The 13,091-nt window shown below is 66.8% G+C and carries 12 protein-coding genes and 3 pseudogenes; 5 read left to right on the top strand and 10 right to left on the bottom strand.

Features of this window, described 5'->3' with window-relative positions:
• Positions 1 to 113: 113 nt before the first annotated feature.
• Positions 114 to 245 (top strand): annotated as a pseudogene (locus ACFY5C_RS10055) (IS5/IS1182 family transposase); the annotation flags it as partial.
• 22 nt (positions 246 to 267) lie between these two features.
• On the opposite strand, the gene ACFY5C_RS10050 reads toward ACFY5C_RS10055, so the two are convergent.
• The 4 genes and pseudogenes from ACFY5C_RS10050 to ACFY5C_RS10035 form a co-directional block, all read right to left on the bottom strand.
• Positions 268 to 1,251: a BtrH N-terminal domain-containing protein gene (locus tag ACFY5C_RS10050; RefSeq protein WP_389442741.1), complete on the bottom strand. Its 984-nt coding sequence runs from the start codon at positions 1,249 to 1,251 to the stop codon at positions 268 to 270.
• Between the two features lie 16 nt (positions 1,252 to 1,267).
• Positions 1,268 to 1,605 (bottom strand): annotated as a pseudogene (locus tag ACFY5C_RS10045) (hypothetical protein); the annotation flags it as partial.
• 41 nt (positions 1,606 to 1,646) lie between these two features.
• The gene (locus tag ACFY5C_RS10040) at positions 1,647 to 2,243 is read right to left on the bottom strand and encodes a hypothetical protein (protein WP_389442739.1); all 597 of its coding nucleotides are present in this window, start codon (positions 2,241 to 2,243) and stop codon (positions 1,647 to 1,649) included.
• 139 nt (positions 2,244 to 2,382) lie between these two features.
• Positions 2,383 to 3,549, bottom strand: coding sequence for a GNAT family N-acetyltransferase (locus tag ACFY5C_RS10035; RefSeq protein WP_389442737.1), 1,167 nt, complete (start codon positions 3,547 to 3,549; stop codon positions 2,383 to 2,385).
• Here ACFY5C_RS10035 and ACFY5C_RS10030 point away from each other — a divergent pair.
• Together ACFY5C_RS10030 and ACFY5C_RS10025 are read left to right on the top strand one after the other, a co-directional pair.
• Positions 3,548 to 4,332 (top strand): annotated as a pseudogene (locus ACFY5C_RS10030) (transposase). The gene ACFY5C_RS10035 and the pseudogene ACFY5C_RS10030 overlap by 2 nt on opposite strands.
• A 243-nt stretch (positions 4,333 to 4,575) precedes the next feature.
• Positions 4,576 to 5,394: an SDR family NAD(P)-dependent oxidoreductase gene (locus ACFY5C_RS10025; protein WP_389442734.1), complete on the top strand. Its 819-nt coding sequence runs from the start codon at positions 4,576 to 4,578 to the stop codon at positions 5,392 to 5,394.
• 261 nt (positions 5,395 to 5,655) lie between these two features.
• Here ACFY5C_RS10025 and ACFY5C_RS10020 read toward each other — a convergent pair whose 3' ends face one another.
• From ACFY5C_RS10020 to ACFY5C_RS10005, 4 genes are all read right to left on the bottom strand, one after another.
• Positions 5,656 to 6,813, bottom strand: coding sequence for a DNA gyrase subunit B (locus tag ACFY5C_RS10020; protein ID WP_389442733.1), 1,158 nt, complete (start codon positions 6,811 to 6,813; stop codon positions 5,656 to 5,658).
• A 377-nt stretch (positions 6,814 to 7,190) separates the two neighbouring features.
• Positions 7,191 to 7,982, bottom strand: a complete 792-nt coding sequence (locus tag ACFY5C_RS10015) for a MerR family transcriptional regulator (protein WP_389442730.1) — start codon at positions 7,980 to 7,982, stop codon at positions 7,191 to 7,193.
• A 15-nt stretch (positions 7,983 to 7,997) separates the two neighbouring features.
• Entirely contained in the window at positions 7,998 to 8,759 is a 762-nt protein-coding gene (locus tag ACFY5C_RS10010; RefSeq protein WP_389442728.1) for an ABC transporter permease, read from the bottom strand.
• Positions 8,756 to 9,577 (bottom strand): ABC transporter ATP-binding protein, encoded by an 822-nt coding sequence (locus ACFY5C_RS10005; protein ID WP_389442725.1) that lies wholly within the window; start codon positions 9,575 to 9,577, stop codon positions 8,756 to 8,758. The genes ACFY5C_RS10010 and ACFY5C_RS10005 overlap by 4 nt, the downstream gene beginning before the upstream one ends.
• 160 nt (positions 9,578 to 9,737) lie before the next feature.
• On the opposite strand from ACFY5C_RS10005, the gene ACFY5C_RS10000 reads away from it, so the two are divergent.
• On the top strand, positions 9,738 to 9,938 hold the full coding sequence (locus tag ACFY5C_RS10000; RefSeq protein ID WP_389442723.1) for a hypothetical protein: 201 nt from the start codon (positions 9,738 to 9,740) through the stop codon (positions 9,936 to 9,938).
• A gap of 331 nt (positions 9,939 to 10,269) precedes the next feature.
• Here the strand turns inward: ACFY5C_RS10000 and ACFY5C_RS09995 are convergent, their stop codons facing one another.
• Positions 10,270 to 10,710, bottom strand: a complete 441-nt coding sequence (locus tag ACFY5C_RS09995; protein WP_389442721.1) for a VOC family protein — start codon at positions 10,708 to 10,710, stop codon at positions 10,270 to 10,272.
• Between the two features lie 620 nt (positions 10,711 to 11,330).
• Between ACFY5C_RS09995 and ACFY5C_RS09990 the strand changes: the two genes are divergently transcribed.
• On the top strand, positions 11,331 to 11,714 hold the full coding sequence (locus ACFY5C_RS09990) for a hypothetical protein (protein WP_389442719.1): 384 nt from the start codon (positions 11,331 to 11,333) through the stop codon (positions 11,712 to 11,714).
• A 203-nt stretch (positions 11,715 to 11,917) separates the two neighbouring features.
• Here the strand turns inward: ACFY5C_RS09990 and ACFY5C_RS09985 are convergent, their stop codons facing one another.
• Positions 11,918 to 12,967 carry a PP2C family protein-serine/threonine phosphatase gene (locus tag ACFY5C_RS09985; RefSeq protein ID WP_389443369.1) on the bottom strand — a complete coding sequence of 350 codons (1,050 nt, stop codon included), beginning with the start codon at positions 12,965 to 12,967 and terminating at the stop codon, positions 11,918 to 11,920.
• Positions 12,968 to 13,091 lie beyond the last annotated feature (124 nt).

Below are 13,091 nucleotides of genomic sequence, written 5' to 3'. Positions count from 1 at the left end.
CGCCGGTGAGGAGGGACGCCGCGCGCCGGCCCGGCTGATCACCCGGGTCAGTGCGGGAGACACGCCGCACCTCATCCCGTTCATGGAGCACATCCGCGTCGGCCGACTGGGCGAACGAAGTCGAGCGGACGATCAAGGCCCTCAAGATCTTTCGGGCCGCCGACACAAGATTCGACAAACGCGCCTACGTCTTTCATGGCAGCACTGTCATCGTTGCCTGGGTGCGGCTTCGGCTCCGTACATGACCCTCCGGACAGGTCTCTCCCTCTAGAGCATGCTGAGTGCCTGCATCGCATCGCGTTCGATGCGCGACAGTTCGTGGAGGACGGAGCCGGCCTGGATGAGGTTCTTCGCGTCGCCGGATTCGCCTGCTCTCTCGACGAGGGCGGCCACCTGTCTCCAGAGGGCGGCGGCCTCGATGTACAGGCTGAGGCCAGTGCGCAGGTGGCTGCTGTCGATCAGCTGGGCACACTCGGCGAGGAAATCCCGGTAGAGATTGCGGAACAGGGCACCGCCGGTGCCGGCCCTCTCCATGAGGACGGCAGCCCGTGGCAGATCCTCTCGCGGATTGTCGCTGCGCTGCAGCCACTTCGGCACTTGCTTGGCAGTCTTCTCGATGCCCCGGTGGCCCAGGTTCGCGATGGGCGGGTTCAGGAAGGCGTTGGCGCAGGTCTTGATCGCGGGGATGATCCGGTCCTGTGGTGACGCCAGGCTACTGGGCGCCGTGATGGTGAAGGAGCGGTGCTTGGCGGTCATGGGGCCGCGCTCGGCCCTGGCTCTGGCCAGGCCGGCAAGGCTGGTCGAGACGGCTCCACCCTGGGGATCGGTGTCCACCAGGTAGGCGTCCTGTTCGTCGTATCCGTACATGGCCACGACGTGCCCGCCGAAGTGCACCTTGGTGGTGAAGTAGTCCAAGTGGTAGCTGTCGAGCTGAAGGCCGACCGGCCGACCGGCGTCGATGTGTGCTGCCACGTTGTGCCACGCCTTACGCGGGGAGGTGGTCTCCCCGACCAGCAGCTCGAGCCCGAGCACGGCGGCCAGGTTCCTGGTGAGCTCGAACGGCTTGACCCGGCCTCCCAGGAAGGGAAAGCCCATGCCTTTGCTGTCCCAGTAGATGAAGGACAGCCCGGAGCCAAGCCCGAACAGCATGGGCTCGGACAAGTCGAGTCCCTCATGTCGCAGCAGCACGCCCAGCGCCGTCGTCTCGCAGTGCTGCATACCGCGGGCATCGATGTCCTTCACCATGGTCATGCCGCTAATCCTCCTCTTTGACGCGGGCTCGGACCGCGCGATGGGAGGAGTTGTGTTCTTCCTTCCAGGCGGGGAGTTCGCTCTGCCCTTGCTCGCGGCGGTGCGGGAGATGAGTCCGGTGCCCTGGTAGTCGCCGTCGGCGATCAGTGTCAGGTGGTACGCCTGTACGCCGCCACCAGCAGCCCCCGGTCTTCCGGTGGGAGTCCCCACGGCCGCCTTCTCCGGGCAGCGTTGGCGCCCTCGCGTCGCAGCCCACGCACGCGCTACCCGGTTGGACTCGCGCGGCGCCACTCCTGCGAATGGGGATATCCAGGACGGCTCCGAGGCCGTGATCACTCCAATCGCTCGCGGCATGACAGAGATCATCTACGCCTGACGTCGGTCCTGAAGCGATCTCAGCCCAGGAAGTCTCTCCAGAACGGCACGGAGGCTCGCGGCGCCCACGGCGCGTCCTCGTCGACCTCGCCGAATTCGTGGTCGATGTAATCGGCCAGATCGTGGCCGTAGCAGATGATGTCGGTTCCCCACATCGACAGGACAGGATGCCGCCAAGTGCCGCGGCCCGCAGGTAGGAAGCGATGCCCATAAACGGGTACGAGGCGCGGCGCCTGTGCGAGCACTGCCCGGGCCACGTCGACGGCCTCCTCATCATCGGTTGGACGTGTTCCCAGAGCTGGATGCCAGCGGCCATGGCCGACATCGCTCAGCACTTCCCGCACCGGCCACTCCAGGCGATAGCGCAGGTCGTCCGGATCGGCATGACGCCAGTCCGGCCACGGCTGCTCCCACGTCGCGCCTTCCTCAGGAGGCGAGGCAACAGGCAGCCCCGCAGCGAGGAAGGCGCGATGATCCGAGGAGAACTCAAACGCGTAGGTCGCTTCGATCCGGGTGAACTCCTCTTCGCTGAGCCCCGGAGCTATCTCGCAGCAGCCCGCCTCTGCCAGCCGTCGAGCGGCCTCCGTGCCCAGCCCGGCACCCTCAGTGTCGATCACGCCAGCACCGTACACACGTCGCGCACACGGCAACGCAACTCCACGGGCCGCGAGGCTGACCTCCGGATCGGTAGGCAAAAGGCCTGCAGTCGTGATCCTCCGTGAGTGGGCCCGAGTCTGAGGGCAAGGAGGCGGCCGATTAGTCCCAGCGCATGTCAATGCGCCCAGCGAAGTTGTCGTAGCCGGCGTGCTGGAAGGCGCTGGCCATCGGTTGGTTTGCCAGGTCTGTGTCGGCGGTGATGCGTTCGGCGCCCTGGGTAGCCAGGATGCGGGTGCCTTCGGCGAGTAGGTCGTTGACGAAGCCGTGTCCCCGGTGATCTTCGACGACTCCGAGGTAGGCGATCACGAATCCGTTCGGGCTTTGGGCCGGGACAACCATCCCGACCGGTTCGCCGTCGCTCCGGACTCCGATCCGCCACCATGCACGTGGACTGGAATAGCTCAGGAGCTCGTCGTGGTACTGCACGCGGGCATAGTCCTCGGTTGAGGAACGGGCGACGTCGGCCTGGCTGTAGGCATCGAGCGTGCCTGGAAGGATGCGGGTGAGGAGATCGATCGCTTCCTCAGCGCTCCTCACTGTCTGGAAGGTCAGTCGGCCGAGCTGTGGGGGCAATGGTGTGCTGGACGTCCAGCGGTAGCGGAGCCTCTCGACGAAAACCTTGCCGCCGGTGCGCCGCACCACCTCTATCCGGTCTTTGATGCGGCGTTCAGTGGAGGAGTCGTCTCTCCAAGTCGGCGGGACGGGTTGGAGGACGTACTGGGGCGGCACGGTTCCCGTGGGGAAGAGCGTGGTCAGGGCGGTATGCAGAAGGCGCGCGCCGATGTCGATCCGGGAGGTGTCGTCGCAGGTGTCGTCGATGTCGAGGGTTTCCAGGACTTCAGGTCTGGTGCCGCTGCGGGACCACCAGCCGACCCGTGCCACCGGTCGGCTGTCTTGCAAGGCCACCCACATCCAGTCGGCTCGGCAGTGACCGTTCCGGAGATCTTCCGTGAGGCTGTCGTTGTACGGGCCTGGCAGAGCGTTGAAGAGGTCGATCTCCTCCAGGCCGGTGATGGGGCGGAAGATGAGGTCAGGGGTCACGTAGGGCTCCACAGATTTTCCGGTCGCTTGGGTGAACAAGGTGTACGACATCGTTCTGTCTCCCTTTGGCCTGCGCGGCGACGATGCTGCTGACCCGACCACGCGGCCACGTGGGCCGAGGGGAAACTGCGAGCCGGAGGGGGCACCTGCCGTCGAGATATAGACGATCAACATCTCGTCCGCATGTGATTTAAGGGTTCTGTCTGCTGCGATGATCACCGGCATGGCCGGAATGATCACAGCGTGGGAGCCTTCCTGGATAACCCCGTTCAGCGGACTGAGTCCCCGACAGTTCGGCAAGTTGGTCACCGCTTTGCGACGCCAGGGAGCAGATCAGATTCGCAAGGGCCGGCCGTGGGGCCTGCCGTTCGAGGACCGTATCCTGCGGGTCACCGCGTACTGGCGGACGAACCTGACGCTGCGGCAGCTCGCCCCGCTCTTCGGGATCTCAAAGTCGGCCGCCGACCGCATCATCGACCACGTCGCCCCATCACTCGCCCTGTAGCCTCGCAAGCGGTATCGCAGGGACAAAGTGCTGGTCGTGGACGGCACGCTGGTCCCCATTCGTGACCATTCGGTGGCCAAGCAGTCCAAGAACTACAGGTACTCGCCCAACCACCAGGTCGTCATCGACTCCGACACCCGGCTTATCGTCTCCGTCGGCCGGCCAGTACCCGGCAACCGCCACGACTGCAAAGCGTGGCAACTATTCGGCGTCAAGGCTGCCGTTGGCAAGACCACAGTCATCGCTGATGGCGGCTACCGAGGCACCGGCTTGGTCATTCCACACCGCCGTGAGCCCGGCCGAGTCAAACTCCCAGCCTGGAAGCAGGAGCACAACGCCTCTCACCGCAAGGTCCGAGCCCGTGTCGAGCACACCTTTGCCCGCATGAAGGCCTGGAAGATCTTCCGTGACTGCCGCCCCGTGACTGCCGCCTGAAGGGTGAAGGCGTCCACCAGGCCATGCTCGGCGTCGCCCGCCTGTACAACCTCACCCTCACGGGATGAGGAAGCAACGAGCAGGCCAGCCAGCACACCTGAGTTCATTTACGGGACAGCCCTTACAGCTCTGTCCTGGCCGCCTCAACCAATTGTGCCCGCCTCGCCGGAGCAGGGAGCCGTAGCACGCAGAATGACAGCTTCGACTCAGGCCGGATTTAGTCGAGTTATTCACCTTGGCCTGGGTCGCTAGTTCGCGGCCGCATATGATCACGACACCGGGGTCTGATCGTTGCAGGAGGTTGAACGTACATGGCGGATCAGCGTGTTGTGGTCGTGACCGGGGGAGGCACGGGGATTGGAGCAGCAACTACGCGGCTGCTCCGTATGGCTGGGCACGATGTTGTCATCTCCGGCCGACGGTCGGAGCCATTGCACGACGTCGCGAAGGAAACCGGAGCTCTGGCCTGCCAGGCTGACACCAGTGACCCCGAAGCGGTTCTCCGCCTGGTAGAAACAGCCGTCGCGCGGTTCGGTCGGCTCGATGGGCTGGTTGTCAATGCAGGAGTGGGACGAAGCGGGGGTGTCGCGGAGCTATCGGATGAGGACTGGGAGTTGGTACTCCGTACTAATCTCACCGGCCCATTTCTTCTGATGCGGGCGGCATTACCGCACCTGCTCCGGACTCAAGGTTCCGTCGTCGCTGTCGCTTCGGTTTCTGCGCTGCGCAATGGGGTGGGCAACGCCGCCTACGCCACTTCCAAGGCGGCACTGTTGCAGTTGTGCCGGTCCCTGGCAGTGGATTACGGGCCGCAAGGCTTGCGAGCCAACACCGTTTGTCCCAGTTGGGTGCGCACAGAGATGGCTGACCGCCGCATGGCCCGGTTCGCCGAGGACGCCGGGTTCGCTTCGGGGGATGTGGACGAAGCTTACGAGGAGGCCACTCGTCTGCTGCCGGCACGCCGCCCCGGGGATCCGCGCGAGGTCGCCGAGGCCATTTCCTGGCTCCTGTCGCCGGCTGCGTCCTTCGTCAACGGCGCTGTACTGACAGTGGATGGGGGCGTGACGGCGCTGGATCCCGGAACCGTTCCGTTCGACTTCCGCGTCACGCCGCGCGAAGACAAGAGCTGATCCTGGTCAAGGGATCCAGCGACCGCTGCTGTCGCTCGCTGTCCGGCAACACTCCCACCAGTTGACCATGGCCATGAAGACCACGGCAGCCTCAAGGCCCGCCGGACAAGCCCTACGTAGCGGGTCACGTCCCCCTCAGCTGGTCTGACCGTACTTCCTTACTTCCTTGACGGGCTGCGGTCTCTGACGGAGCACCAGGTCGTGTGTGAGCCCGTGCAGGCGGTACGGCTTCTCGCACCCAGGCCGGCGGTCCGCTGCTGTTCAGCACTGGTGGATGCCCCGGACGATCCGGCCGACGACCTCCGCGGCCCGTTCCGGGTGCTCCTCGAACCAGGTGCCGAGATGTTCCCGGATGGCCTCGCCGACACAGGCACGCACCTCGGCGTTGCCCAGCAGTCCTCGCGTGGGGCCCAGGAACTCTGGACCGTCCAACTTCACCGACACGATCGCCGTAAGGCCGTGGCCGATCCGGTCGGCGACGGGACCGGGGTCCGCTGCCTTCAGCAGCCCCCTGGCGCGCGCGTACGCAGTGACCGCAGTTGCGACTCCGTCGCGGAAGCCGTCCACGTGCGTGCCGCCCTGCGGGGTGGCCTGGCTGTTGGCGAAGCTGCGCACCCGCTCCTCGCGGGAGCCGCTCCACAGCAGGGCCACCTCCATCGTCCCCGCCATCCGAGGGTCCTCCCGCTCGAATCCGATGACGTCCGGATGGAGGCTCGCCCCGGCCTCCGCGTCGAGGGCGGCCACGAAGTCCCGTACCCCGTCCGGGAAGCGGAACTGGACCGTCCGAGCCGCTCCCGCCGGGCGTTCCTCCGTCAGTGAGATCGCCAGGCCACGGTTGAGGAAGGCCACCTGCCGGAAACGCTCCGCCAGCACGGCGAACGAGCACCGGGTCGTCTCGAAGATCTCGGCATCGGGCCAGAACGCGATGGTCGTCCCACTGTCGCTCGCGGGTCCCACGGCGGCGGGCGGGGCGAGAGCGGCCCCGCGCGCGTACTCCTGGGCCCGGCGGACTCCCTCGCTCCGCACCTCGGCCTTCAGCCGGCTCGACAGGGCGTTGGCGACGAAGAGCCCCCCACCGACATGGCCCACGGCCACGATGTGCCGACCAGCAGGCCCGGGCCCGGCGCGCATGCTCGTCAGCAGGGCTTCGAGGCCCGGGCCACCAGTGTCCCCGGCGTCAGGGGCCTCAAAGGTGCCCCTCAACCCGTTGTCGGCGACCCGCACGCCACCGTCGGACGTGAGCGTGACGTCGACGGTGCCGGAACCCGTGGCCAGGACCTCATTCACCGCTCGGCCGACGACCTCGAACACCAGTTGATGCAGGCCGCGTTCTCCGGTCGAGCCGACCCACATCCCGGGCCGCTTGCGCACGGCTTCCCGTCCCTCCAGCACCTCGATCCGGGCAGCGTCGTACCCCATGCCTTCCCCGCTCACGAAGACCCCTCCCATGGCGTCCCGTAGATCTCCTCAGCCTAGGTGGAATCCATGAAAAGGCCAGCTCAGAGGTATCTTGCCGACGTCGTGGACGGAGGGGGAGCGGCCTGTCAGGGGTGGGTCGGCCCTGGGGGCGCGCACCGCGGTCGGAGCGTCCCCAGGCGCGCGCCCAGGCCGTGTACGCCCCCGCCCCGGGTGCCTGTGAGGCCGCCAAATCCGTCACGTGCAGGAAGAGGTGTATCGGTCCTGATCGTCGTGCGTAGGGCGGCCGTTGAGCGTTCGGCGCGGCGTGGAGACGTGGCCGAGGATCGTGTCGGACGAGTCGTGGCAACCACGTCACACCAGCCCCGCGAACTGCTACTTCAAGACGGCGGCAGTTCGGTGTTGAGCCTGTCGGCAGGCACTCGCTCGATGCGGGTCCAGCCCCTCCAGCCACGCTCCTTGAGAATCGCCAACACCAGTTCGGCGCCCGGTGCGGACTCGAGCATGGTCGAGTCCATCAGGGCGACGAACTGATCGTCGAAGCCGTCGGTACCCACCTCGCCGGCCTCCACGGCGCGAATCATCAGGCGCTCCAGGATGTCGGCGATCTCGACGATCCGTGGATCGCCGGCCAGCCAGTCGGGTTCCCCGGTGAAGAAGCTGTAGAGCCGCACCATGTCGGGGTCGTCCAGCTCCTCGTGTTTCTTGGCAATCACGGAGTCGATCAGGTGCGGCACCTGCGCGGCGATCATGATCCAGGCATCCCGCTCCAGCTCGATGTACCGCTCCCCGACGCCGAGACCGCGCAGCCGGCCGAGGTAGTCCACGACGCTCTGTGGGAGCGCCAGATGCTCTCCGGCGGCGAGCCGGGCGAGTCGGCTGCGGGTGTCCTGCAGCCGCCGGATCTCGGCGCGCAGATGCTTGTCGATCTCCTGGACGCCGCCGGCGAACTCCTTCGGACCGGCGTCGAGGAGTTCCTGCACCCTGGCCAGCGGGACGCCGGCAGCGGCCAGGGTGTGGATGCGGATCAGTCGCACGACCGCGGCGGCATCGTAGGTCCGGTAGCCGGACCGGTCGCGCTCGGGTTCGGGCAGCAGCCCGATCTTGTGATAGTGGCGGACCGCCCGTACCGTCACCCCGGCATACGCCGCCAACTGACTGATGGTGAGCATGGGTCTCAGCCTGCCTCAGGCGATCTTCCGGCGATAGGCGACCATCGCAAAGAAGTACGCCACGACGAGGATGCCCACGCACCACGCGAGCGCGATCCAGATGTCGTCGCCGACCGGCTGCCCGGTGAACAGAGCACGGATCGCGTTGACGATCGACGTCACCGGCTGATGCTCGGCGAAGGCGCGTACGGGGCCGGGCATGGTTTGCGTGGGCACGAACGCCGAGCTGACGAACGGCAGGAAGATGAGCGGGTAGGCGAACGCGCCCGCTCCCTCGACCGACGACGCGGAAAGCCCGGGGATCACGGCGAGCCAGGTCAGCGCCAGGGTGAACAAAAGCAGGATGCCCGCGACCGCGAGCCATGCCGACACTCCTGCCCCTGAGCGGAAGCCCATGAGCACAGCGACGCCCACGACCAGCACGAGCGCGATCAGGTTGGCGACCAGGGACGTGACGACATGGGCCCACAGCACACCCGACCGCGCGATCGGCATGGACTGGAATCGCTCGAAGATGCCGCTCTTCACATCGGTGAACAGCCGGTACGCGGTATAGGAGATGCCCGATGCGATGGTCATGAGCAGGATGCCTGGCAGCATGTAGTTCACGTACGAAACCGACCCTGTATCAATGGCGCCGCCGAACACGTAGACGAACATCAGCATCATGGCGACCGGTGTGATGGCGGTCGTGATGATGGTGTCCAGGCTGCGTGTGACATGGCGCAGGGTCCGCCCCGTGAGCGCGGCAGTGTCGCTGAAGAAGTACGCGGTCATCGTTGTCCCCCAGTCGTCGTGCCCGTTGTCGTGCCAGTGGCGTCGCTCTTGTCGCGGCCGCCGATGACGGCGAGGAAGATCTCCTCCAGAGTCGGCTGCTTCTCGACGTACTCGACCTTGGCGGGCGGGAAGAGCTGTTTGAGCTCGGCGAGGGTGCCGTCCACGATGATCCGACCCTGGTGGAGGATCGCGATCCGGTCGGCCAACTGCTCGGCCTCGTCCAGGTACTGCGTGGTGAGCAGCACCGTCGTTCCGTGGCCGGCGAGCTCCTTGACCGCATCCCACACCTCGATGCGCGCCTCGGGGTCGAGTCCGGCCGTCGGCTCGTCCAGGAAGATCACCGGCGAATTCCCGATGAGGCTCATCGCGATGTCCAGCCGGCGGCGCATCCCACCCGAATACGTGGACACTCGCCGTGCGCCCGCCTCGCTGAGCGAGAAACGCCTCAGCAGGTCATCCGCGATCGCGCCCGGGTCCTTGAGGTGGCGCAGCCTGGCGACGAGGGCGAGGTTCTCCCGGCCGCTGAGGATCTCGTCGACGGCCGCGAACTGCCCGGTGAGACTGATGGACTCCCGTACGTTCGCCGGTTGCGTGGCGACGTCGAAGCCATTGACGCTCGCCGTCCCCGCGTCGGCCTTCAGGAGCGTGGCGAGGATCCTCACGGTCGTGGTCTTGCCCGCCCCGTTGGAGCCGAGCAGGGCGAAGATGCTGCCGGGCGGCACGTCGAAGTCCACGCCGCGCAGTACTTCGAGTTTTCCGTACGACTTCTCCAGACCCTGCACGCGCAACGCCGGACCGGCGATCGATTGGGCCGTCATGGTCATCTGCCTCCTTCGCGGAGCTGTTCCACGCGACTGCGAGGACGCCCCTGCCGGAAGGATGGAGGGTTGACCCAGCGTCAAGGTCAAGCCGGCTCCGCCCGCGGCATCCGGATCGCCGGCCTGATGCGGGTCGTCCCGTGAGGGCGACCCGGACACGGTGGAGGTCGATCCGGCCGTGTACGCGGAGTTCGTAAGCGGCCTGATCGCTTGGCACGGCCGGACGGAGCACTCCGTGATCCTCGCGCTGAGCCGGTGCACCCAAAACCGGAGACGTCTGAGGGCGGCAACGGCACGACACAGTCCGATCACATCGGCCGACAGGCGAACCGCCCCGGGGAGCTCCCCGGGGCGGTTCTGAGCGCTGCATCTCAGTTGAGGCCGAGCAAGGCGAGAATGAGTTGGACGAGCACGCCCGACACGACGCCTGGAACGACCTTTGATGCCACCGCACCGCGCAAGCGCGGCCAAAGGTGGTGCTTGTTCTCCAATGAGGTTCCCCTCAGGATTCCTTGGTCCGTCGGCCTTATGGCGTGGGACCGGAAGCTTGAGAAGAGCGCCTGCGGGAACGATAGCGGGCCACTGCGGCCGGCCGGGTGAGGATCACGGAATCCGGTTGGGCACGGCAGGGGAAACGGGCGGTTCAGAACCTCGATGATCTCGTTCGGCTGCGTGGGTTCGGTGCCTCCTGCTCAGCGCAGTTGCTCGGCCAGTCCGACGATGATGCCCTCCGGGCCGCGGACGTAGCAGAGCAGATAGCTGTCCTCGAACCGGGCGATCTCGCCCAGGAGTTCGGCGCCGTGAGGGCGCAGGCGGGCAACGGTGTCCTCGATGTCGTCGACGGCGAACATGACGCGGTGCGTGCCCAGAACGTTGTGCGGCCGGTTGCGCGGCTCGGCGCTGATCACCGCGGGGCTGCGGTACTTCGCCAGCTCGAGCCGGCTGTGACCGTCCGGGGTCCGGACCATCGCGATGTCACAGTGGACGCCGTCGAGGCCGGTGCACTGGTCGGCGACGAGGCCCTCGACCTCCGTCCTGACCTCCAGCTCCATACCGAGTTCCACGAAGTACGCGATGGCGGCATCCATGTCCTCGACGACGATGCCGACGTTGTCCATCCGCTGAATCGCCATGCTGGTTTCTCCTTCTGCCTCGTGCGGCCGGTGGTCGCCGTTGATGTCCCTGGGACGGAGCCGGTGGCACGTTCTCGACATCCTCAGAACGCGGAACTCCGAAAACTCTGGATCGCGCCTCAGCACGGCTACGGCAGACCCGCCGGCCCCGCCGCCACCGAGGGTGAGTGCAGTGCGGGTGGCCGCTCCCATGAAGACGATCAGCCGCAGCGTGCCGCTCGCTGGATGGGGCTCTGCGAGCAAGCTCCGGTACGTCACCGTCCAGCCGTACCTCGTCGCCGAGGCACGCGCTGACACAGCTGACACAGCGGTAGCGCGATGCCGGCACCCAGTGCGCTGCCTGCGTATGCGGGATCACCTCACCTCTGGCGACATCGCGTCGGCGGGGTCACCGATGCCTCGGCGCCTGATGTCTCATGAGACATCACATCCGACGGCCTGTTGGAGCGTGGCGGCGGTGACGCGACCGGGCAGGGCGCCGACGGCCCTGTGCGGCGAGGTGTAAGACATGCCCGCACCATATGGGCCCGGGCCGAGTCCCATCAGCTGACCGCACCGGCGGCGAACCGCCTGTTCCGGCTCCTTACCTGGCTGCCGCCTCGACCAGGCAGACTGCGCACATGCAGCTCCCCGCCGAAGCCATCGCCACCACCGTGCTGATCGAGGTCGTACGGATCTCGGCCCTCCCGGCCAGGCGGGACCTTCCATACCCCGGCAGGGTGGTCACCCACTGGGCCGGGAACGAAGCCGCCACCGCCCTGAGTCTGCTCGAAAGCCTGCCCGGCAGCGAACAGCACCGCTGCGGCTTCTCGCCAGGCTGGAGTATCCGAGCGTATGAGGACTCTCTTGACCTGGTGCTGTTCGAGGCGGCGTTCTGCTTCAGCTGCCACGAGGTCCGCATGCACGGACCGGCTGTGCCGACCCGGCTGGCCACGCAGTTCTTCGACGCGGATACCCCGCCGGCCCAGACCCTCCTGGCTCGTTTCCGTGCAGCAGGCCCATAGCAGCGCGGATAACAGGCGCACTCGGGATCTGCGAGTCCTCGGGCTATGGACGCCACCTACGTCCATGGCCGAGGCGGAGAGCACATGCAGAGGCCCCTCGACGCCATGCAGGTAGGTACACGCGGCGATGTGGAAGAGAGTCCGCCACCGGGGGAAGGGAGTCCGCCACCGGGGGAAGGGAGTCCGCCACTGAACCCGCGTCCTCAGGGGCGCCGCGGCATGCGCTCGATCGCCACCATGGCGGCATCGTCTCCCAGATGTCCGCCGACGTGCCGCATCAGGTCCCTGCACAGGCGGGTCAGGAGAGCGTCGGGACTCTTGTCGGCTTTGCCGGCCACCCGTTCCGCAAGCGGGTAGAAGGCGCCTTCGCGGTCGCGGGCCTCAATGACACCGTCCGTGTACAGAAGGACGATGTCGCCGTGCTCGAAGGCGAACTCCTCTTCGGACAGCTCGGTTTCCACGAAATCGGTGAGACCCAGCGGGGGTGCCGGGGCGCGTACTTCGAGAGAGCTGACGTGGCCGCGACGCAGCAGCAGAGGCGAGGGGTGTCCGCAGTTGATCAGGTGAAGGACCGGCTCGTCGTCCGGAATGTCCAGTGCGGCGGCGGTGATGAACGCCTCGCCGCGATCCTCGGTCGCGGCGTCGAGAGCCGCAGGGTCGTCCAGGTCCGAGGAGACGGTTCCCTCGAGGAAAGCCATGAGCGCCGGAAGGTCTGCCTGCCTGTGGGCCGCGCCCCGGAAAGCGCCGAGCAGGAGGGCGGCGTCTCCGACGGCTTCCAGGCCCTTGCCCCTGACATCACCGATGAGGATCCGGGTCCCGTGGGCCGTACGAGCGGCGGCATACAGATCGCCGCCAAGCTGTGCCTCGGATTCGGCGGCCAGGTAGACCGACGCGATGTGCAACGAACCGACACGCTGGGGAAGCGGCTTGAGCACCACCTCCTGCGCGGCCTTCGCAACGGACCGCAGCTGGCTCAGTTCCTTTTCATGGCGCTCGCGCCGGGCGGCGAAAGAGGTCGCGAACGCTGACATCAGGATCAGAATGATCAGCTGGGAGGAGTGGTTCAGATCGGCGATGCTCGTGCGCACCACCGCCACCACGGCCTGGGCCGATACGGCGACGGCGCCGACCCATGCGGTGGTCCGGGGACCGGCGAACGACGCCGTGACGGCTGGCGCGGCCACCAGGAACGGCCCGAGGTGGACGCTGGGCGGAGCCAGGATGTCGACCACCGTGACGATCACAATCATCATGATCGGCACCGCCAGTAGTACCTGGCGTGGCTCCTGTGACCAACGATGATCTTTGAGACGTCTCGGAACCATACATTCTGGATACACCTCGACGGGCCCCGGCGCCCGCACTGACGCCCACACC

Origin of the sequence: Streptomyces sp. NPDC012935 (genome assembly GCF_042900345.1) — a bacterium.
Taxonomy (GTDB): Bacteria; Actinomycetota; Actinomycetes; order Streptomycetales; family Streptomycetaceae; genus Streptomyces.
The sequence above is the reverse complement of the archived record's forward strand: the minus strand, read 5'-3'. Positions and strand labels throughout refer to the sequence as shown.

Coding starts and splice junctions, on each gene's coding strand:
- ACFY5C_RS10050 (WP_389442741.1), bottom strand. CDS start 1,251: ATGACCATGGTGAAGGACATCGATGCCCGCGGTATGCAGCACTGCGAG.
- ACFY5C_RS10035 (WP_389442737.1), bottom strand. CDS start 3,549: ATGCCGGTGATCATCGCAGCAGACAGAACCCTTAAATCACATGCGGAC.
- ACFY5C_RS10025 (WP_389442734.1), top strand. CDS start 4,576: ATGGCGGATCAGCGTGTTGTGGTCGTGACCGGGGGAGGCACGGGGATT.
- ACFY5C_RS10020 (WP_389442733.1), bottom strand. CDS start 6,813: ATGGGGTACGACGCTGCCCGGATCGAGGTGCTGGAGGGACGGGAAGCC.
- ACFY5C_RS10015 (WP_389442730.1), bottom strand. CDS start 7,982: ATGCTCACCATCAGTCAGTTGGCGGCGTATGCCGGGGTGACGGTACGG.
- ACFY5C_RS10010 (WP_389442728.1), bottom strand. CDS start 8,759: ATGACCGCGTACTTCTTCAGCGACACTGCCGCGCTCACGGGGCGGACC.
- ACFY5C_RS10005 (WP_389442725.1), bottom strand. CDS start 9,577: ATGACGGCCCAATCGATCGCCGGTCCGGCGTTGCGCGTGCAGGGTCTG.
- ACFY5C_RS09995 (WP_389442721.1), bottom strand. CDS start 10,710: ATGGCGATTCAGCGGATGGACAACGTCGGCATCGTCGTCGAGGACATG.
- ACFY5C_RS09990 (WP_389442719.1), top strand. CDS start 11,331: ATGCAGCTCCCCGCCGAAGCCATCGCCACCACCGTGCTGATCGAGGTC.
- ACFY5C_RS09985 (WP_389443369.1), bottom strand. CDS start 12,967: ATGATGATTGTGATCGTCACGGTGGTCGACATCCTGGCTCCGCCCAGC.